The sequence below is a fragment of the Escherichia whittamii genome (genome assembly GCF_014836715.1).
GTDB classification, from domain to species: Bacteria; Pseudomonadota; Gammaproteobacteria; order Enterobacterales; family Enterobacteriaceae; genus Escherichia; species Escherichia whittamii.
On record NZ_JACSQI010000004.1, the window covers coordinates 357,127 to 375,849 of the forward strand.

19 protein-coding genes are annotated in these 18,723 nt (G+C 49.4%); 16 read left to right on the forward strand and 3 right to left on the reverse strand.

From position 1 onward, the window contains the following. Window positions 1–196: 196 nt before the first annotated feature. The 4 genes from hglS to rimL all read left to right on the forward strand — a co-directional run bounded on the left by hglS (window position 197) and on the right by rimL (window position 4,389). Window positions 197–1,540 carry a 2-oxoadipate dioxygenase/decarboxylase HglS gene (gene hglS / locus H9644_RS09500; RefSeq protein ID WP_064527428.1) on the forward strand — a complete coding sequence of 448 codons (1,344 nt, stop codon included), beginning with the start codon at window positions 197–199 and terminating at the stop codon, window positions 1,538–1,540. Between the two features lie 224 nt (window positions 1,541–1,764). Then, window positions 1,765–3,420, forward strand: a complete 1,656-nt coding sequence (gene opgD, locus H9644_RS09505; RefSeq protein ID WP_105289324.1) for a glucan biosynthesis protein OpgD — start codon at window positions 1,765–1,767, stop codon at window positions 3,418–3,420. A 142-nt stretch (window positions 3,421–3,562) separates the two neighbouring features. Then, entirely contained in the window at window positions 3,563–3,787 is a 225-nt protein-coding gene (locus H9644_RS09510; RefSeq protein ID WP_064527431.1) for a YdcH family protein, read from the forward strand. Window positions 3,788–3,849: 62 nt separating this feature from the next. Continuing rightward, window positions 3,850–4,389 (forward strand): 50S ribosomal protein L7/L12-serine acetyltransferase, encoded by a 540-nt coding sequence (rimL, locus tag H9644_RS09515; protein WP_064527433.1) that lies wholly within the window; start codon window positions 3,850–3,852, stop codon window positions 4,387–4,389. Here rimL and ydcK read toward each other — a convergent pair. Next, window positions 4,381–5,361, reverse strand: coding sequence for a YdcK family protein (ydcK, locus tag H9644_RS09520; RefSeq protein WP_064527435.1), 981 nt, complete (start codon window positions 5,359–5,361; stop codon window positions 4,381–4,383). The two genes, rimL and ydcK, sit on opposite strands and share 9 nt — an antisense overlap. A 123-nt stretch (window positions 5,362–5,484) precedes the next feature. Here ydcK and tehA point away from each other — a divergent pair, with 123 nt between their 5' ends. The 3 genes from tehA to H9644_RS09535 all read left to right on the forward strand — a co-directional run bounded on the left by tehA (window position 5,485) and on the right by H9644_RS09535 (window position 8,038). Beyond that, entirely contained in the window at window positions 5,485–6,477 is a 993-nt protein-coding gene (tehA, locus tag H9644_RS09525; protein ID WP_191774305.1) for a dicarboxylate transporter/tellurite-resistance protein TehA, read from the forward strand. Further along, window positions 6,474–7,067, forward strand: a complete 594-nt coding sequence (gene tehB / locus H9644_RS09530; RefSeq protein WP_191774307.1) for a tellurite resistance methyltransferase TehB — start codon at window positions 6,474–6,476, stop codon at window positions 7,065–7,067. The genes tehA and tehB overlap by 4 nt, the downstream gene beginning before the upstream one ends. A 302-nt stretch (window positions 7,068–7,369) precedes the next feature. Further along, entirely contained in the window at window positions 7,370–8,038 is a 669-nt protein-coding gene (locus tag H9644_RS09535) for a DUF3313 domain-containing protein (RefSeq protein ID WP_064527441.1), read from the forward strand. Between the two features lie 34 nt (window positions 8,039–8,072). Here the strand turns inward: H9644_RS09535 and ydcO are convergent, their stop codons facing one another. Beyond that, window positions 8,073–9,284, reverse strand: coding sequence for a BenE family transporter YdcO (ydcO, locus tag H9644_RS09540; protein ID WP_191774333.1), 1,212 nt, complete (start codon window positions 9,282–9,284; stop codon window positions 8,073–8,075). A gap of 52 nt (window positions 9,285–9,336) precedes the next feature. On the opposite strand from ydcO, the gene H9644_RS09545 reads away from it, so the two are divergent. After that, complete coding sequence (locus H9644_RS09545; RefSeq protein ID WP_064527445.1) at window positions 9,337–9,873, forward strand: helix-turn-helix domain-containing protein; 537 nt, start codon at window positions 9,337–9,339, stop codon at window positions 9,871–9,873. A gap of 72 nt (window positions 9,874–9,945) precedes the next feature. Then, the gene (gene rlhA, locus H9644_RS09550; protein ID WP_191774335.1) at window positions 9,946–11,907 is read left to right on the forward strand and encodes a 23S rRNA 5-hydroxycytidine C2501 synthase; all 1,962 of its coding nucleotides are present in this window, start codon (window positions 9,946–9,948) and stop codon (window positions 11,905–11,907) included. Between the two features lie 92 nt (window positions 11,908–11,999). Here the strand turns inward: rlhA and H9644_RS09555 are convergent, their stop codons facing one another. Next, window positions 12,000–12,230: a DUF2554 family protein gene (locus H9644_RS09555; RefSeq protein WP_000494240.1), complete on the reverse strand. Its 231-nt coding sequence runs from the start codon at window positions 12,228–12,230 to the stop codon at window positions 12,000–12,002. A 221-nt stretch (window positions 12,231–12,451) separates the two neighbouring features. Between H9644_RS09555 and hicA the strand changes: the two genes are divergently transcribed. The 7 genes from hicA to H9644_RS09590 all read left to right on the forward strand — a co-directional run bounded on the left by hicA (window position 12,452) and on the right by H9644_RS09590 (window position 18,721). Next, the gene (hicA, locus tag H9644_RS09560) at window positions 12,452–12,628 is read left to right on the forward strand and encodes a type II toxin-antitoxin system mRNA interferase toxin HicA (RefSeq protein WP_064527446.1); all 177 of its coding nucleotides are present in this window, start codon (window positions 12,452–12,454) and stop codon (window positions 12,626–12,628) included. A 44-nt stretch (window positions 12,629–12,672) separates the two neighbouring features. Next, window positions 12,673–13,089 (forward strand): type II toxin-antitoxin system antitoxin HicB, encoded by a 417-nt coding sequence (gene hicB, locus H9644_RS09565; protein WP_077630331.1) that lies wholly within the window; start codon window positions 12,673–12,675, stop codon window positions 13,087–13,089. 78 nt (window positions 13,090–13,167) lie between these two features. Continuing rightward, complete coding sequence (locus tag H9644_RS09570) at window positions 13,168–14,577, forward strand: aminotransferase-like domain-containing protein (RefSeq protein ID WP_191774309.1); 1,410 nt, start codon at window positions 13,168–13,170, stop codon at window positions 14,575–14,577. A gap of 241 nt (window positions 14,578–14,818) precedes the next feature. Continuing rightward, on the forward strand, window positions 14,819–15,964 hold the full coding sequence (gene ydcS, locus H9644_RS09575; protein ID WP_064527448.1) for a putative ABC transporter substrate-binding protein YdcS: 1,146 nt from the start codon (window positions 14,819–14,821) through the stop codon (window positions 15,962–15,964). A 17-nt stretch (window positions 15,965–15,981) separates the two neighbouring features. After that, window positions 15,982–16,995 carry an ABC transporter ATP-binding protein gene (locus tag H9644_RS09580; protein WP_191774311.1) on the forward strand — a complete coding sequence of 338 codons (1,014 nt, stop codon included), beginning with the start codon at window positions 15,982–15,984 and terminating at the stop codon, window positions 16,993–16,995. Further along, a complete protein-coding gene (locus tag H9644_RS09585) occupies window positions 16,996–17,937 on the forward strand; it encodes an ABC transporter permease (RefSeq protein WP_191774313.1) in 942 nt (313 codons plus the stop codon). It begins immediately after the preceding gene. Beyond that, on the forward strand, window positions 17,927–18,721 hold the full coding sequence (locus tag H9644_RS09590) for an ABC transporter permease (protein ID WP_064527454.1): 795 nt from the start codon (window positions 17,927–17,929) through the stop codon (window positions 18,719–18,721). The genes H9644_RS09585 and H9644_RS09590 overlap by 11 nt, the downstream gene beginning before the upstream one ends. The last annotated feature ends 2 nt before the right edge of the window (window positions 18,722–18,723 follow it).

Sequence of the window (18,723 nt, forward strand, 5' to 3'; positions counted from 1 at the left end):
CAGTGCCGCTGACAAGTGATGTTGTTTGATTATGATAACTTGATTGCAAAATATTTTTAACATTTAAAGTAATTATGTTACATCAATATCGATAATATTGATGATTTCGCGGCGAGATCACAGTTTGTAAATTCTTCCCACCAGAATGAATGCGGTTACCTACACTCCAGATTATTGACCACTGGGGGTAGACATCATGGCGAACAGCATCACAGCGGATGAGATTCGGGAACAGTTTTCGCAGGCAATGTCAGCCATGTATCAACAAGAAGTTCCACAGTACGGTACGTTGCTGGAATTGGTCGCTGACGTGAATCTGGCTGTGCTGGAAAATAACCCCCAACTGCATGAAAAAATGGTGAATGCGGATGAGCTGGCGAGGCTTAACGTTGAACGTCATGGGGCGATACGTGTGGGAACCGCGCAGGAACTTGCCACATTAAGGCGGATATTCGCCATTATGGGAATGTATCCGGTGAGTTATTACGATCTCTCGCAGGCCGGCGTGCCGGTACATTCTACGGCATTTCGGCCCATCAATGATGCCTCGCTTACGCGTAATCCTTTCCGCGTTTTTACCTCATTGCTCCGTCTTGAACTTATCGAAAACAAAACATTGCGCCATAAGGCGGCGGAAATTTTACGCCAGCGCGATATCTTTACCCCACGTTGTCGGCAACTGTTAGATGAACATGATCGAGAGGGCGGTTTTAGCGAAGCGCAGGCGCGGGAGTTTGTGCAGGAAGCCCTGGAGACATTTCGCTGGCATCAGTCAGCAACGGTAGATGAAGAAACCTATCACGCATTACATAACGAGCATCGGCTGATCGCTGATGTAGTCTGCTTTCCGGGCTGTCATATCAACCACCTGACGCCACGCACGCTGGACATTGATCGGGTGCAGTCGATGATGCCGGAATGCGGTATTGAGCCAAAAATTCTCATCGAAGGGCCGCCGCGCCGCGAGGTGCCGATTTTATTGCGTCAGACCAGCTTTAAGGCTCTGGAGGAAACGGTTCTGTTTGTGGGGCAACAGCAGGGGAGACATTCCGCGCGATTTGGTGAGATAGAGCAGCGCGGAGTGGCGTTAACGCCGAAAGGGCGGCAACTGTATGATGAACTTCTGCGTAATGCCGGAACCGGACAGGATAATCTCACTCATCAACTGCATTTGCAGGAAACCTTTCGCGCTTTCCCGGACAGCGAATTTTTGATGCGCCAGCAAGGGCTGGCATGGTTCCGTTATCGACTGACACCATCGGGTGAAGCGCATCGTCAGGCGATTCATCCAGGGGACGATCCACAGCCCTTAATTGAACGCGGTTGGGTAGTGGCACAGCCCATTACCTATGAAGATTTCTTGCCCGTTAGTGCGGCGGGGATCTTCCAGTCAAATCTGGGTAATGAAACGCAGTCACGCAGTCACGGTAATGCCAGCCGCGAAGCCTTCGAACAAGCGTTGGGCTGCCCGGTTTTTGATGAGTTCCAGCTTTATCAGGAAGCGGAAGAACGCAGTAAACGCCGCTGTGGTTTGCTTTAAAATAGGACCATCCTGCTTTGCAAAAATTTGCCTGATTTTACAAACGAATCAGGCTCATCCCATCGACATAAAAAAATTGCCGATTTATGCATATTCTCTGAGTTCAGCAATTGGATTATTAATAAATATTGTCTAGAGTGAGCGGTCATAAATAAGCACTTTCTTGCCGCTGAAAAAGACCAGCGCGGGACCATTCACAACACCAGAAGGACTCACTTTCAGGTATGGATCGTAGACGATTTATTAAAGGTTCAATGGCTATGGCCGCCGTGTGCGGTACCAGCGGCATTGCTTCTCTTTTTTCTCAGGCGGCATTCGCGGCAGATTCTGATATTGCCGATGGGCAAACTCAGCGTTTTGACTTCTCCATTTTACAGTCAATGGCGCACGACTTAGCGCAAACAGCGTGGCGTGGTGCGCCGCGTCCGTTGCCTGACACACTGGCGACAATGACCCCGCAGGCTTATAACAGCATTCAATACGACGCCGAAAAATCGCTCTGGCATAACGTTGAGAACCGCCAGCTGGACGCTCAATTCTTCCATATGGGGATGGGATTCCGCCGCCGCGTTCGTATGTTCTCGGTTGATCCTGCAACACATCTGGCGCGTGAAATTCACTTTCGTCCAGAATTGTTCAAATACAATGATGCGGGTGTTGATACCAAACAATTAGAAGGGCAAAGCGATCTCGGTTTTGCTGGCTTCCGAGTATTTAAAGCACCGGAACTGGCTCGCCGCGATGTGGTATCGTTCCTCGGTGCAAGCTATTTCCGCGCCGTTGATGACACGTATCAATACGGTTTATCGGCCCGTGGTTTGGCGATTGATACTTATACCGACAGCAAAGAAGAGTTCCCCGACTTTACCGCCTTCTGGTTTGATACCGTAAAACCAGGTGCTACCACTTTTACCGTTTATGCCTTACTCGATAGCGCCAGCATTACCGGTGCTTACAAGTTCACCATCCAGTGTGAAAAGAGTCAGGTGATTATGGATGTTGAAAATCATCTGTATGCGCGTAAAGACATCAAGCAATTAGGCATTGCGCCGATGACCAGCATGTTTAGCTGCGGCACTAACGAACGTCGTATGTGCGATACTATTCATCCGCAAATCCATGATTCCGACCGTCTTTCCATGTGGCGGGGCAATGGTGAGTGGATCTGCCGTCCGCTAAATAATCCCCAGAAATTGCAGTTCAATGCCTACACTGACAATAACCCGAAAGGCTTTGGTTTGTTGCAACTGGATCGTGATTTCTCCCATTATCAAGACATCATGGGCTGGTACAACAAACGACCAAGTTTGTGGGTGGAACCGCGTAATAAATGGGGTAAAGGCACCATTGGTCTGATGGAAATCCCAACAACGGGTGAAACGCTGGATAACATTGTCTGCTTCTGGCAGCCAGAAAAAGCAGTAAAAGCAGGTGATGAGCTTGCATTCCAGTATCGTCTGTACTGGAGCGCACATCCCCCCGTTCAATGTCCATTGGCTCGTGTTATGGCGACGCGTACCGGCATGGGAGGTTTTCCGGAAGGTTGGGCGCCGGGTGAGCATTATCCAGAAAAATGGGCGCGTCGTTTTGCTGTAGATTTTGTTGGTGGTGACCTGAAAGCGGCTGCACCTAAGGGGATTGAACCTGTTATTACGCTCTCCAGCGGTGAAGCGAAGCAAATCGAAATTCTCTACATTGAACCGATCGATGGTTACCGTATTCAGTTTGACTGGTATCCGACTTCGGACTCTACTGATCCGGTTGATATGCGGATGTATCTCCGCTGTCAGGGCGATGCCATCAGTGAAACATGGCTGTATCAGTATTTCCCACCAGCACCTGATAAGCGCAAATACGTTGACGATCGCGAGATGAATTGATTCGTCATTTTTTTCGGCACCTTCTCATGGAAGGTGCCGTCTGGTGAAACACGATCCCGCTCGCATTTTTCCCCAAGCTATCTGAGTAATCTGATGATGTGTATTTCATGTACACTTTGTCAGCCACTAACAGGGAGTGCGTATGTTTCCAGAATACCGAGATTTGATATCCCGCCTGAAAAACGAAAATCCTCGCTTTATGTCCTTGTTCGATAAGCACAACAAACTTGATCATGAGATTGCCAGAATGGAAGGATCTGATGGTCGTGGATACAATGCGGAGGTGGTCCGCATGAAAAAACAGAAGCTCCAGTTGAAAGATGAGATGCTCAAAATCCTGCAACAGGAGAGCGTCAAAGAGGTGTAAACTTCCTTAAGCCGCCTTGCAGGCGGCTTTTTAAATCGCCGCGCAGATTGACCGAAATTGACATGACCGAGACGATAAAAGTTAGTGACTCAATTGAATTACGTGCCGTTGAAGAAAATCACATCACGCCGCTCCATCACTTGATCTGTAAAAATAAAAGCTGGTTGCAGAATTCGCTAAACTGGCCACAGTCTGTTAATACCGAAGATGACACGCGGAAAACGGTGCAGGGTAATATGATGTTGCATCAGCGTGGATATGCCAAAATGTTCATGATCTTTAGTGAAGATGAACTTGTTGGCGTCCTGTCTTTTAACCGCATTGAACCGCTGAACAAAACCGCAGAAATCGGTTACTGGCTGGATGAATCCCATCAGGGGCAGGGGATTATTTCGCAAGCTTTGCAGGCACTTATTCATCATTACGCAAAACGTGGAGAAATCAGACGCTTCGTCATTAAATGTCGGGTAGCGAACTTACAAAGCAATCAAGTAGCGCTGCGTAATGGCTTCACGCTTGAAGGATGTCTGAAACAGGCTGAATTTCTCAACGACACTTATGATGATGTAAATATATATGCGCGCATCATTGATTCACAATAGCCCTGCCAGAGGCGTTCTGGTTATGCGTTCTTCACCATTAATGACTTTTGGACCGCGTACATGAACAGTGTCGCCATCAAAGGCTTCAACGACGGCGTCATTGGTTATTTCGACATGGTTTTCAATCATCACCGCACCTGTAATGCGGCTGTTCCCCTGTATGGTGACGTGATTATCGAGTAAAACCGGTCCACCACGTACGAGTGCATGACCGCCCACCAGAACATGATGTTTTAACACACAATTGCCTTCCACCGAGGCATATTCCGCTACCTGCGAACTGTAATGAAGCGTGGGAATGGCATCTTCTTCTGTTCCGGCGATCACACGTGCGTGTCCGTAAACTTTCGCACAGTCACACAGCCAGACGTTGTTCTCTTCATTACCTTCAATATGGGCAGAGTCAAAAACTTCGGCGCGATGCTCAATGAACGCAAACTTCACAATGGCATCACCATATATTTGCGCCTGATGAACAATGCGCGAGGCGCTGACTCTTGCGCGATCATAAATTTGCAACAGAAGATGGTGGTCGGGCGTTAAACCTTGTGCAGCGACAATCATTGAATTCTGATCAATGCAGACGTGATCAGAAATTCTACAATTTCCGCATATTAATGAATCATGAATTGTGACGTTGTCACTTATCAGGGCGCCCTGACTGATTTTGCTATTATCGATCCACACGTTATCCGTCGCGTAAACATCGCCCCATAGCTCGCTGCTTCCGGTGATGCGTGTATTACCGGATATCACCGTTCCGGCAAACGCGATGGCATTCTGGTCATAGATCCAACAATTTCCGTCCTGGGCCAATACGGTTTCATTATCAATCCAGCCGCCAGGCGTTCCGGCTATTACGTCATTAAAATCAGCGACGGCAATAATCTGCCGCAATAAAACACTTTTTTTATCGCTATCTTCCTGATAACTAAAAGCTCGTTGTTCTTCACTAAGACGATATTTGCGCATAGCGTTTTCCTGCAGGTGACCTACTATAACCGTAGCAAATCCTGTGACTCTGGCTATGTTTAGCAAATTTCCATAAAATGCATTTCAAATATACTTTATAAATTAAACAAAATGAGTAAGAAGATGCAGAGCGATAAAGTGCTCAATTTACCGGCAGGCTACTTTGGCATTGTGTTGGGGACGATAGGGATGGGATTTGCCTGGCGCTATGCCAGTCAGGTTTGGCAGGTCAGTCACTGGTTGGGCGATGGGCTAGTGATTCTGGCGATGATCATTTGGGGATTACTGACTACGGCATTTATTACCCGACTGGTACGCTTTCCTCACAGCGTGCTGGCGGAAGTACGCCATCCGGTGATGAGTAGTTTTGTTAGTTTATTTCCGGCAACAACGATGCTGGTGGCAATTGGTTTTGTCCCCTGGTTTCACCCGCTGGCGGTGGGCTTGTTCAGTATTGGTGTGGTGGTACAACTGGCTTATGCCGCCTGGCAAACAGCCGGTTTATGGCGTGGTTCCCATCCTGAGGAAGCTACGACACCCGGACTTTATTTACCGACTGTTGCCAATAACTTCATTAGCGCGATGGCCTGTGGCGCATTGGGTTACACCGATGCCGGTCTGGTATTTTTAGGGGCTGGTGTTTTCTCCTGGTTAAGTCTTGAGCCGGTGATCCTTCAGCGTCTGCGCAGCTCGGGAGAATTACCCACGGCACTGCGTACATCGCTGGGTATTCAGCTTGCACCTGCACTGGTGGCATGTAGCGCCTGGTTGAGCGTCAATGGTGGCGAGGGCGACACGCTGGCGAAAATGCTTTTTGGTTATGGTCTGCTGCAACTTCTTTTTATGTTACGTCTGATGCCGTGGTATCTCTCCCAGCCGTTTAATGCCTCATTCTGGAGTTTCTCGTTTGGCGTTTCCGCACTGGCAACTACCGGGTTGCATTTAGGGAGCGGTAACGACAATGGTTTTTTCCATACACTGGCGGTGCCGCTATTTATTTTTACCAATTTTATTATCGCATTACTGCTCATCCGTACTTTCGCGCTTCTGATGCAGGGAAAATTGTTAATCAGAACAGAGCGCGCCGTTTTAATGAAAGCTGAGGACAAAGAATGATCATTCGTGATGAAAACTACTTCACTGATAAATATGAATTAACCCGCACACACTCTGAAGTTCTGGAAGCGGTGAAAGTGGTTAAGCCGGGTAAAACGCTGGATCTGGGCTGTGGTAATGGCCGTAACAGCCTTTATCTGGCTGCCAATGGTTATGATGTCGACGCATGGGATAAAAATGCCATGAGCATTGCCAACGTCGAGCGCATCAAATCCATTGAAAAACTGGAAAATTTACGCACCCAGGTTGTTGATCTGAATAACCTGACGTTTGATGGACAATACGATTTTATTCTTTCTACCGTGGTGCTCATGTTCCTGGAGGCTAAAACCATTCCTGGGCTGATTGCCAATATGCAGCACTGCACCAAACCCGGTGGTTATAATCTGATTGTGGCAGCAATGGATACAGCTGATTTTCCATGTACCGTCGGCTTCCCCTTTGCCTTTAAAGAAGGGGAGTTACGTCGATATTACGAAGGCTGGGAGATGCTGAAATACAATGAAAACGTGGGTGAATTACACCGCACCGACGCCAACGGCAACCGCATTAAACTACGTTTCGCCACGATGCTGGCTCGTAAAAAATAAGCTAGCAGGGCAAAGGCGCATGAAAATGCTCACGTTGAGATGTGTAACTGCTGTTTTTTTTCGGTAAGCATATTTTTTATCGATGTGATGTGAAATAAATCACAGTGGTTGAAGTTTTTTATCGGCTTAAATGCCTGAAATTTAACAACTGAAGATTGACTCAGCCCCCTTTTCGTCATTGACTATATTGTCAGAAAAGGGGCTGGAAAATTAATTTTCACCAACACTTTTTTTGCCACAACACGAAGCGGTACTTTTTGCTATAACTTAAAAAGTAATATAATCATCTCAGGAAACTATTCATGCGTACCACATCAATTGCGAAAGTTGCGGCTTTATGCGGCTTGTTGGCTCTGTCAGGTTGTGCCTCTAAAATCACCCAGCCAGATAAATATTCTGGCTTTTTAAACAATTACTCCAACCTTCAAGAAACAACTTCAGCAACGGGTAAACCGGTATTACGCTGGGTTGATCCAAATTTTGATCAAAGCAAATATGACAGTATCGTCTGGAACCCAATCACCTATTATCCGGTGCCTAAACCGTCTACCCAGGTAGGGCAGAAAGTTCTGGATAGAATTTTGAGCTATACCAACACTGAAATGAAAGAAGCCATCTCACAGCGTAAACCTCTGGTTACTACTGCTGGGCCTCGTAGTCTGATTTTCCGTGGTGCTATTACTGGTGTAGATACCAGCAAAGAAGGGCTGCAATTCTATGAAGTGGTTCCTGTTGCATTAGTGGTAGCGGGAACACAAATGGCAACCGGTCACCGTACCATGGATACCCGTCTGTACTTTGAAGGTGAGCTGATTGATGCGGCTACCAACAAACCGGTTATCAAAGTGGTTCGTCAGGGCGAAGGTAAAGACCTGAACAACGAAAGCACACCAATGGCTTTCGAAAATATTAAGCAAGTTATTGATGACATGGCGACCGATGCGACCATGTTTGACGTGAACAAAAAGTAATGCCAGTCGCGCCATCGCAAGATGGCGCTTCTGATTATCGGTTTCTGTTAGCGATCAAATTCAATACGACATAACAGACACCACCAGCAATTAATCCCCAAAACGCCGAACCAATACCTACCAGCGTCAGCCCACTTGCCGTTACCAGAAAGGCCACCACAGCAGCATCGCGCTCACGCTCATTATGCAAAGCCTGATACAAACTGCCTCCGATGGTACTTAACAGCGCCAGGCCAGCCAGCATCTGGATCCAACTTACAGGCAGTGCAGCCATCATCCCGGTAATGGCACTGCCAAACAGACCCGCTAGTAAATAAAAGACGCCAGCCGCAGCGGCAGCCAGCCAACGCTGGTCTTTGTCCGGATGCGCCTCCGGGCTCTGGCAAATAGCCGCAGTGATAGCTGCAATACCTACGGAATAGACGCCGAAAGGAGAAAACAGAAGCGCCAGTAATCCAGTAAAGACAATCAGCGGAGAAACCGGAGCTGAATAACCAGCGGCTTTCATTGCTGCAATCCCTGGCGCGTTTTGCGATGCCATCGTCACCAGAAACAGAGGCAAGGCAACGCTAAGACTGTGAGCAAATGAAAACTCAGGGGCGAGATAAGTGGGGAGAACTGGTTTGAAAACGATATCTTTTGTGACAACGTCACCTTGCGTGATAACGACCACGATCCCAACAATCATCGCCGCAATTACTGCATAACGCGGCGCAAAAGCTTTTGTCGCCAGCCACGCCAGCAACATACTACCGCATAATGTAAACTGACCATCCAGGCTGGCAAATGCCTGTAAACCAAAGCGTAACAGAATTCCTGCCAGCATTGCCGCTGCCAGCGAGTGCGGGATAATACGCATCAGACGGGCGAATAATCCTGTCACACCACAGAGAACAATTAGCGCATTCGTGACAATAAAAACGCCGATGGCCTGGTTTAGCGTTAGTCCCTGTAACCCGGTGACCAGCAACGCAGCACCGGGTGTTGACCATGCGGTAAGAACAGGCACGCGATACCATAATGTCAGGGCAAGAGTACTGACGCCCATCGCCAGTCCCAGCGCCGTCATCCAGCCGGAAATTTGCTCTGTGCTGGCTCCCGCGACGATCGCCGCTTGCCAGATTATTGCCGCAGAACTGGCATAGCCAATCAGGACCGCCAGAAACCCAGCAAGCAGTGTGGGAGGAGGAATGGAAAACAGACGCATAGTTACCTCGTGCGTTATAACGTACAGGCACCGTAGCATTTGTCCGTTATAACGCACAAGTGATAAACTCCCGTTTTGCAGGAGGAGTCATATGGAAAATCTCGCTCGCTTTTTATCCACTACGCTTAAACATCTTCGTCAGCAGCGAGGCTGGAGTCTTTCGCGACTGGCAGAAGCTACGGGCGTTTCAAAAGCGATGTTAGGACAGATTGAACGTAATGAATCCAGCCCGACGGTCGCAACATTGTGGAAAATAGCTACCGGAATGAACGTACCGTTTTCGACGTTTATTTCGCCGCCGCAGACCGCTACGCCATCCGTTTATGATCCACAACAGCAGGCAATGGTGATCACTTCTCTATTTCCTTATGATCCGCAACTCTGCTATGAACACTTCTCGATCATGATGGCCCCCGGTGCAGTAAGCGAATCAACACCGCACGAAAAGGGAGTTATCGAGCATGTTGTCATCATTGATGGGCAGCTTGACCTGTGCGTTGATGGTGAGTGGCGAAGCCTTAAAAGTGGAGAAGGTGAACGCTTTGCCGCAGATGTCGCCCATGCCTATTGCAACCGTGGCGAGCAAACCGTGCATTTTCATTCCATTATCCATTACCCGCGTAGTTGAACAGGAAAACTATTTCGCAACGTCGCGCTTGTGGCTAAAATAACCGCCTTTTTTCAGCTACTGGATAAGAAAGTGACCGTATCTTCTCATCGCCTTGAACTGTTAAGTCCGGCACGCGATGCCGCCATTGCCCGCGAAGCTATTTTGCACGGTGCCGATGCTGTTTATATCGGCGGCCCTGGTTTTGGTGCCCGTCATAACGCCAGTAATAGTCTGAAAGATATCGCCGAACTGGTGCCATTTGCCCACCGTTATGGCGCAAAAATTTTCGTCACGCTTAATACCATTTTGCATGACGATGAACTGGAACCGGCGCAACGACTGATTACCGATCTTTACCAGACAGGCGTAGATGCGCTGATTGTTCAGGACATGGGGATTCTGGAACTTGATATTCCGCCGATTGAACTGCACGCAAGTACGCAGTGTGATATTCGTACTGTAGAGAAAGCGAAGTTTCTTTCGGACGTCGGCTTTACCCAGATTGTGCTGGCGCGTGAGCTTAACCTGGAGCAGATTCGTGCGATTCATCAGGCCACGGACGCGACTATTGAGTTCTTTATTCATGGCGCATTGTGCGTGGCATATTCCGGTCAGTGCTACATCTCTCATGCACAAACGGGGCGTAGCGCCAACCGTGGTGATTGCTCCCAGGCGTGCCGTTTGCCATACACGTTGAAAGATGATCAGGGGCGGGTGGTTTCCTATGAAAAACATCTGCTGTCGATGAAAGATAACGATCAGACTGCCAACCTGGGCGCGTTGATTGATGCGGGCGTGCGTTCTTTCAAGATTGAAGGGCGCTACAAAGATATGAGTTACGTGAAGAATATCACTGCCCATTATCGCCAGATGCTGGACGCTATTATTGAAGAGCGCGGCGATTTGGCTCGTGCTTCATCAGGCCGTACTGAACATTTCTTTGTGCCTTCGACAGAAAAAACCTTCCATCGTGGTAGCACCGACTACTTTGTTAACGCGCGTAAAGGCGACATTGGCGCGTTCGATTCACCAAAATTCATCGGCCTGCCGGTGGGTGAAGTATTGAAAGTGGCGAAAGATCATCTCGATGTTGAGGTTACCGAACCGCTGGCTAACGGCGATGGCCTGAACGTGATGATTAAACGTGAAGTGGTTGGCTTTCGCGCCAATACGGTAGAGAAAACAGGGGAAAATCAGTACCGCGTCTGGCCAAATGAAATGCCTGCGGATTTGCATAAAATTCGCCCACACCATCCACTTAACCGTAACCTTGACCATAACTGGCAACAGGCACTGACCAAAACCTCCAGTGAACGTCGGGTCGTGGTAGATATTGAACTGGGTGGCTGGCAAGAACAGCTCATTCTGACATTAACCAGCGAAGAGGGCGTCAGCATCACTCATACCCTGGATGGGCAGTTCGACGAAGCGAATAACGCCGAAAAAGCGCTGAACAACCTTAAGGATGGGCTAGCAAAACTGGGGCAAACCATCTATTACGCCCGCGATGTGCAAATTAATTTGCCGGGGGCGTTGTTTGTGCCAAACAGTCTGTTAAATCAGTTCCGCCGTGAAGCCGTCGAAATGCTGGATGCTGCACGTCTTGCCAGCTACCAGCGCGGCAGTCGTAAACCGGTTGCTGAACCTGCACCGGTTTATCCGCAAACGCATTTGAGCTTCCTTGCGAACGTCTACAACCATAAAGCACGCGAGTTCTATCATCGCTATGGCGTACAACTGATTGATGCGGCGTATGAAGCGCATGAAGAGAAGGGCGAAGTCCCGGTGATGATCACCAAACACTGCCTGCGCTTTGCCTTCAATCTGTGTCCGAAACAGGCGAAAGGCAACATTAAAAGCTGGAAGGCAACGCCGATGCAACTGGTTAACGGCGATGAAGTGCTAACGCTGAAATTTGATTGCCGCCCGTGTGAGATGCACGTCATCGGTAAAATCAAAAATCACATTCTGAAAATGCCGTTACCGGGAAGCGTTGTCGCATCCGTAAGCCCGGATGACCTGCTGAAAACATTGCCGAAGCGGAAAGGATAAAACGCAAGTTTTCAGGGTTATTCACAACTCATTGAATCTACAGATGTTATAGGCCGGGTAAGGTGTTCACGCCGCATCCGGCAACAAACGACTCAACTCTGTCCCGCTTCTGGTTTGCGTGACTTTTGCCAGTAAAAATGCTCGCGCAAACCTTCTGCCGACTCTTCCGCCACGGCGCGCAATTCATCACTGTCCGCTTCATGACGCAGTTGATGATCTACATTCTTCACCCATAAAAATTCATGCCCTTTGTGTCCTGCCATCAACTGTCCAGAGAACAGTGCACAGGTTAATAAGACAACTGATAACGCTTTCGTAAACATCCCGCCACCCTTTTATTACTCTTTGCCGCTATGATGCCGATAGTTTCTTTAGGTTATTATTCAGTTTTGCAAATTAGCGCAAAGAAATTCTGGAATCAGCCTTCCTGATTTGGCATTGCTTTCTGTCGGTGCGGCGAATAAGTGCTATTTTCGAGAAAACCACAAAAGGAGGTAAGCATTTATGTTTACTTTATGGGTATACTCAGCGGCAGGGAGGCGATGTGAAACAAAACGAGTTCAGACGTTGGCTCGAATCTCAGGGCGTCGATGTGGCGAATGGCAGCAACCATTTGAAACTCAGGTTTCGCGGGAGGCGCAGTGTTATGCCACGCCACCCTGGCGATGAGATCAAAGAACCGTTGCGTAAAGCAATTCTGAAACAACTCGGTTTGAGTTAATCGCCAATTAAAAGGTTAATGACATGCGAGAGACAGTCGAAATTATGCGTTATCCCGTCACTCTTACACCCGCGCCGGAAGGCGGTTATGTGGTTTCTTTTGTAGATATCCCTGAAGCGTTGACGCAGGGAGAAACTGTCGCTGAAGCGATGGAGGCAGCAAAAGATGCCTTAATCACCGCATTTGATTTTTATTTTGAAGACAACGAGCTTATCCCGTTACCTTCGCCATTAAATAATAACGACCACTTTATTGAAGTACCTTTAAGCGTTGCCTCTAAGGTATTGCTGCTAAATGCTTTTTTGCAGTCAGAAATCACCCAGCAAGAGCTGGCGAAGCGAATTGGTAAACCTAAGCAGGAGATCACCCGCTTGTTTGATTTACATCACGCGACGAAAATCGACGCCGTCCAGCTTGCGGCTAAAGCCCTGGGCAAAGAGTTATCGCTGGTGATGGTTTAATTACAGTTAACGAAAAGTTGTCATTTTTAACAACTGATATAGACTGCCGGATCACCTGTACATAAAAACGATCCGATAATGAAAAAATACCAGCAACTGGCAGAACAATTACGCGAGCAAATTGCGTCGGATATCTGGCAACCCGGCGATCGCCTGCCTTCTCTCCGTGAACAGGTTGCGCTTTCTGGCATGAGTTTTATGACCGTCGGTCATGCTTATCAGTTGCTCGAAAGTCAGGGGTATATTATTGCGCGGCCGCAGTCAGGTTATTACGTTGCGCCACGCACGGTGAAATCACCGCAGGCACCAGCTATTCCGGTAACGCGTGATGAAACGGTCGATATTAACACCTATATTTTTGACATGTTGCAGGCCAGTCGCGATCCGTCAGTGGTGCCGTTTGCCTCGGCCTTTCCCGATCCACACCTTTTTCCGCTACAGCAACTGAACCGCTCACTGGCACAGGTAAGCAAAACCGCAACGGCGATGAGCGTGATTGAAAACTTGCCGCCAGGGAATGCAGAACTGCGTCAGGCTATTGCTCGCCGCTATGCCTTACAGGGCATGACTATTTCGCCCGATGAAATCGTTATCACCGCCGGGGCGTTAGAGGCATTAAACCTCAGTTTGCAAGCGGTAACTGAACCGGGCGATTGGGTGATAGTAGAGAATCCTTGTTTCTACGGCGCGTTGCAGGCACTGGAGCGGCTACGGTTGAAGGCGTTGTCGGTAGCGACGGATGTTAAAGAAGGGATAGATCTTCAGGCGCTGGAACTGGCGTTACAGGAGTATCCGGTCAAAGCCTGCTGGCTAATGACTAATAGCCAGAATCCACTCGGATTTACCTTAACACCGCAGAAAAAAGCGCAACTGGTAGAGTTGCTCAATCAGTACAATGTGATGTTAATTGAAGATGACGTTTATAGTGAGCTTTTCTTTGGCCGGGAAAAACCGCTACCCGCGAAAGCGTGGGATCGTCACGATGGTGTTCTGCTTTGCTCATCATTTTCTAAATGTCTGGTGCCAGGCTTTCGCATTGGTTGGGTCGCTGCAGGAAAACATGCACGCAAAATCCAGCGATTGCAGTTGATGAGCACGCTTTCCACCAGTTCACCGATGCAGCTTGCACTGGTGGATTACCTTTCTACTCGCCGTTACGATGCCCATCTTCGTCGTCTACGTCGCCAGCTTGTCGAACGTAAACAACGCGCCTGGCAGGCGCTGCTGCGATACCTGCCTGCGGAAGTCAAAATACACCATAACGACAGTGGTTATTTTCTCTGGCTGGAGCTTCCCGAACCGTTAGATGCGGGCGAATTAAGTGTTCAGGCATTGGCGCATCACATCAGCATCGCACCGGGTAAAATGTTTTCTACTGGCGAAAGTTGGTCACGTTTTTTCCGTTTTAATACTGCATGGCAGTGGGGCGAGCGTGAAGAACAGGCGGTTAAACAATTAGGCCACCTTATTAAAGAATACCTGAAATAGATCCTCATTTAATTTCTCTCAGGTTGGGTAATATGAATTTCGAATAGAAGCTATATTTCCTAACCCCTTGTCTATACTCCAGAAGATAGCTTCACAAACGGCATAATGCGCGTTAGCTCACATCCTGATTAAATTTTCTCGGGGGCGAGGGTGCGCCTGCAAGCCGACGTCTATGGTTAAACAAGGAGATATTTTTACGGCACGGCGGCTGAACAATTAATTACGACAGGAGTAAGACTTTATGAGCAAGACATTTGCCCGCAGCAGCTTGTGTGCGCTTACCATGACATTAATGACCGCTCACGCCGCCGAACCTCCCTTAAATTTAGATAAACCGGAAGGGCGACTGGATATTATCGCCTGGCCGGGATACATCGAACGCGGACAAACCGATAAACAATACGACTGGGTGACGCAATTTGAAAAAGAAACAGGTTGCGCGGTAAACGTGAAAACTGCGGCGACTTCCGATGAAATGGTCAGCCTGATGACCAAAGGCGGTTACGATCTGGTCACGGCATCCGGCGATGCTTCGCTACGCCTGATTATGGGCAAACGCGTGCAGCCGATTAATACTGCGTTAATCCCCAACTGGAAAACGCTTGATCCTCGGGTCGTGAAGGGCGACTGGTTTAACGTGGGGGGAAAGGTTTATGGCACGCCATATCAATGGGGTCCTAACCTGTTGATGTACAACACCAAAACCTTCCCGACACCACCAGATAGCTGGCAAGTGGTTTTTGTTGAGCAAAATCTGCCAGACGGCCAAAGCAATAAAGGTCGCGTACAGGCTTATGACGGTCCTATCTACATTGCGGACGCTGCGCTGTTTGTCAAAGCGACTCAGCCACAGTTGGGCATCTCCGATCCATACCAACTCACCGAAGAACAGTATCAGGCGGTTCTGAAAGTACTGCGCGATCAACATGGCTTGATCCATCGCTACTGGCATGACACCAGCGTCCAAATGAGCGATTTCAAGAACGAGGGGGTGGTGGCTTCCAGTGCATGGCCGTATCAGGCCAACGCATTGAAAGGAGAAGGGCAACCGATCGCCACCGTCTTCCCGAAAGAGGGCGTTACCGGCTGGGCTGACACCACCATGCTACATAGTGAAGCGAAACATCCGGTTTGTGCCTACAAATGGATGAACTGGTCATTAACGCCGAAGGTGCAGGGCGATGTAGCAGCCTGGTTTGGTTCGCTTCCGGTAGTGCCGGAAGGCTGCAAAGCCAGTCCGTTGCTGGGCGATAAAGGCTGTGAAACCAACGGGTTTAACTATTTCGATAAAATCGCCTTCTGGAAAACGCCCATTGCGCAAGGGGGCAAATTTGTCCCGTACAGTCGCTGGACGCAGGATTACATTGCCATTATGGGCGGCCGCTAACTTCACTGGGGTGTTTTATGACGTACGCAGTGGAGTTTGACAACGTCTCGCGGTTGTACGGTGACGTGCGCGCGGTAGATGGCGTCAGTATTGCGATAAAAGATGGTGAGTTCTTCTCTATGCTGGGGCCGTCCGGTTCCGGCAAAACCACCTGCCTGCGCCTGATTGCTGGCTTCGAACAGCTTTCCGGCGGCGCGATTGCTATCTTCGGCAAACCGGCCAGTAATCTGCCGCCCTGGGAGCGGGATGTGAATACCGTCTTCCAGGACTACGCGCTGTTTCCCCATATGTCGATTCTCGAGAATGTGGCTTACGGGCTGATGGTTAAAGGCGTGGATAAAAAACAGCGACATGCTATGGCGCAAGAAGCGCTGGAGAAAGTGGCGCTTGGTTTTGTTCAGCAACGTAAGCCGTCACAGCTTTCTGGTGGTCAGCGCCAGCGAGTCGCCATCGCCAGAGCACTGGTGAACGAACCGCGCGTATTGTTGCTGGATGAACCGCTCGGCGCGCTGGATCTCAAATTGCGAGAGCAAATGCAGCTGGAGCTGAAAAAGCTGCAACAGTCTCTCGGCATCACGTTTATCTTCGTTACCCACGATCAGGGCGAAGCGTTATCGATGTCCGATCGTGTGGCGGTTTTCAATAATGGACGCATTGAACAGGTCGATTCCCCGCGCGATCTCTATATGCGCCCACGCACGCCGTTTGTTGCGGGATTCGTCGGGACATCCAACGTTTTTGATCCGCTAATGGCCGAGAATATTTGCGGCATGATGGGCAGTTTTGCCCTGCGGCCGGAACATATCCGCCTGAATACACCTGGTGAAGTGCAGGCCAATGGCACGATTCAGGCGGTGCAATATCAGGGAGCAGCCACACGTTTTGAACTGAAACTTAGCGGTGGAGAAAAACTGCTGGTTAGCCGGGCAAATGTAACGGGCGAAGACTTACCTAACACGCTCATACCTGGTCAACAGGTGATGGTTTCCTGGGCGCGTGATGTGATGGTGCCGCTGGTTGAGGAGAGGTGAATGGCGATGAACGTATTGCAGTCACCTTCGCGCCCGGGAGTTGGAAAGATATCCGGATTTTTCTGGCGTAAACCAGGACTGGGGCTATTTTTACTACTGCTTGGTCCACTGATGTGGTTTGGCATCGTTTATTTTGGCTCGCTGCTGACGCTGTTATGGCAGGGTTTTTATACCTTTGACGATTTCACCATGTCAGTAATGCCAGAACTGACACTGGCGAATATCCGTGCGCTGTTTAACCCGGCTAATTACGACATCATCATCCGCACACTGACGATGGCAGTGGCAGTGACTGTCGCCAGTGCCATTCTGGCCTTCCCGATGGCGTGGTATATGGCGCGCTATACCAGTGGCAAAATGAAAGCGTTCTTTTACATTGCGGTGATGTTGCCCATGTGGGCAAGCTACATTGTCAAAGCCTATGCCTGGACCTTATTGCTGGCTAAAGACGGTGTAGCGCAGTGGTTTTTACAGCATCTGGGGCTGGAGCCACTACTCACGGCGTTTCTCACACTACCGGCAGTGGGCGGTAATACGCTGTCAACTTCAGGGCTGGGCCGCTTTCTGGTGTTTCTCTACATCTGGCTGCCGTTCATGATTCTCCCCGTGCAGGCGGCGCTGGAGCGTTTACCTCCGTCATTGTTACAGGCGTCGGCAGATCTCGGCGCGCGTCCACGGCAAACCTTCCGTTATGTGGTATTGCCGCTGGCGATCCCGGGGATAGCAGCCGGGTCTATTTTTACTTTCTCGCTGACGCTTGGTGATTTTATCGTCCCACAACTGGTTGGCCCGCCAGGGTATTTTATCGGCAATATGGTCTACTCACAGCAGGGGGCAATAGGCAATATGCCGATGGCTGCGGCCTTCACCCTGGTTCCGATAGTCCTTATCGCACTTTATCTGGCGTTTGTGAAACGCCTGGGAGCGTTCGATGCACTCTGAACGCGCACCGTTTTTCCTCAAACTGGCAGCCTGGGGAGGCGTGGTTTTCCTTCACTTTCCTATCCTTATTATTGCTGCCTATGCTTTTAATACTGAAGAGGCAGCATTTAGCTTCCCCCCGCAAGGCCTGACACTGCGCTGGTTCAGCGTGGCGGCGCAGCGTAGCGATATCCTTGATGCCGTGACACTGTCACTTAAAGTGGCGTCGCTGGCAACATTAATTGCGCTGGTATTGGGGACACTGGCAGCTGCTGCGCTCTGGCGACGAGACTTTTTCGGCAAAAATGCTATTTCACTGTTACTGCTGCTGCCTATTGCGCTACCAGGTATTGTTACTGGTCTGGCGTTATTAACTGCGTTTAAAACCATCAATCTGGAGCCTGGCTTTTTCACCATCGTGGTCGGTCATGCGACTTTTTGTGTAGTGGTGGTGTTTAACAATGTCATCGCCCGTTTTCGCCGCACCTCATGGAGTCTGGTGGAGGCGTCAATGGATCTTGGGGCCAATGGCTGGCAAACCTTTCGTTATGTGGTGCTGCCCAATCTCAGTTCGGCGCTACTGGCAGGAGGAATGCTGGCGTTTGCCTTGTCGTTCGATGAAATCATCGTTACGACCTTTACGGCAGGTCATGAACGGACGTTACCACTGTGGCTGCTCAATCAACTTGGGCGACCGCGTGATGTACCGGTAACGAACGTCGTGGCTCTGCTGGTTATGTTGGTAACAACCTTGCCGATCCTGGGAGCCTGGTGGCTAACCCGCGAAGGCGACAATGGTCAATAACC

What these genes read in the sequence shown, in the direction of transcription:
- hglS (WP_064527428.1), top strand. Translation starts at nt 197, where the DNA reads ATGGCGAACAGCATCACAGCGGATGAGATTCGGGAACAGTTTTCGCAG.
- H9644_RS09590 (WP_064527454.1), top strand. Translation starts at nt 17,927, where the DNA reads ATGCACTCTGAACGCGCACCGTTTTTCCTCAAACTGGCAGCCTGGGGA.
- ydcS (WP_064527448.1), top strand. Translation starts at nt 14,819, where the DNA reads ATGAGCAAGACATTTGCCCGCAGCAGCTTGTGTGCGCTTACCATGACA.
- hicB (WP_077630331.1), top strand. Translation starts at nt 12,673, where the DNA reads ATGCGTTATCCCGTCACTCTTACACCCGCGCCGGAAGGCGGTTATGTG.
- opgD (WP_105289324.1), top strand. Translation starts at nt 1,765, where the DNA reads ATGGATCGTAGACGATTTATTAAAGGTTCAATGGCTATGGCCGCCGTG.
- ydcO (WP_191774333.1), bottom strand. Translation starts at nt 9,284, where the DNA reads ATGCTACGGTGCCTGTACGTTATAACGCACGAGGTAACTATGCGTCTG.
- H9644_RS09510 (WP_064527431.1), top strand. Translation starts at nt 3,563, where the DNA reads ATGTTTCCAGAATACCGAGATTTGATATCCCGCCTGAAAAACGAAAAT.
- tehB (WP_191774307.1), top strand. Translation starts at nt 6,474, where the DNA reads ATGATCATTCGTGATGAAAACTACTTCACTGATAAATATGAATTAACC.
- H9644_RS09555 (WP_000494240.1), bottom strand. Translation starts at nt 12,230, where the DNA reads ATGTTTACGAAAGCGTTATCAGTTGTCTTATTAACCTGTGCACTGTTC.
- tehA (WP_191774305.1), top strand. Translation starts at nt 5,485, where the DNA reads ATGCAGAGCGATAAAGTGCTCAATTTACCGGCAGGCTACTTTGGCATT.
- H9644_RS09545 (WP_064527445.1), top strand. Translation starts at nt 9,337, where the DNA reads ATGGAAAATCTCGCTCGCTTTTTATCCACTACGCTTAAACATCTTCGT.
- H9644_RS09570 (WP_191774309.1), top strand. Translation starts at nt 13,168, where the DNA reads ATGAAAAAATACCAGCAACTGGCAGAACAATTACGCGAGCAAATTGCG.
- rimL (WP_064527433.1), top strand. Translation starts at nt 3,850, where the DNA reads ATGACCGAGACGATAAAAGTTAGTGACTCAATTGAATTACGTGCCGTT.
- H9644_RS09535 (WP_064527441.1), top strand. Translation starts at nt 7,370, where the DNA reads ATGCGTACCACATCAATTGCGAAAGTTGCGGCTTTATGCGGCTTGTTG.
- ydcK (WP_064527435.1), bottom strand. Translation starts at nt 5,361, where the DNA reads ATGCGCAAATATCGTCTTAGTGAAGAACAACGAGCTTTTAGTTATCAG.
- H9644_RS09580 (WP_191774311.1), top strand. Translation starts at nt 15,982, where the DNA reads ATGACGTACGCAGTGGAGTTTGACAACGTCTCGCGGTTGTACGGTGAC.
- H9644_RS09585 (WP_191774313.1), top strand. Translation starts at nt 16,996, where the DNA reads ATGGCGATGAACGTATTGCAGTCACCTTCGCGCCCGGGAGTTGGAAAG.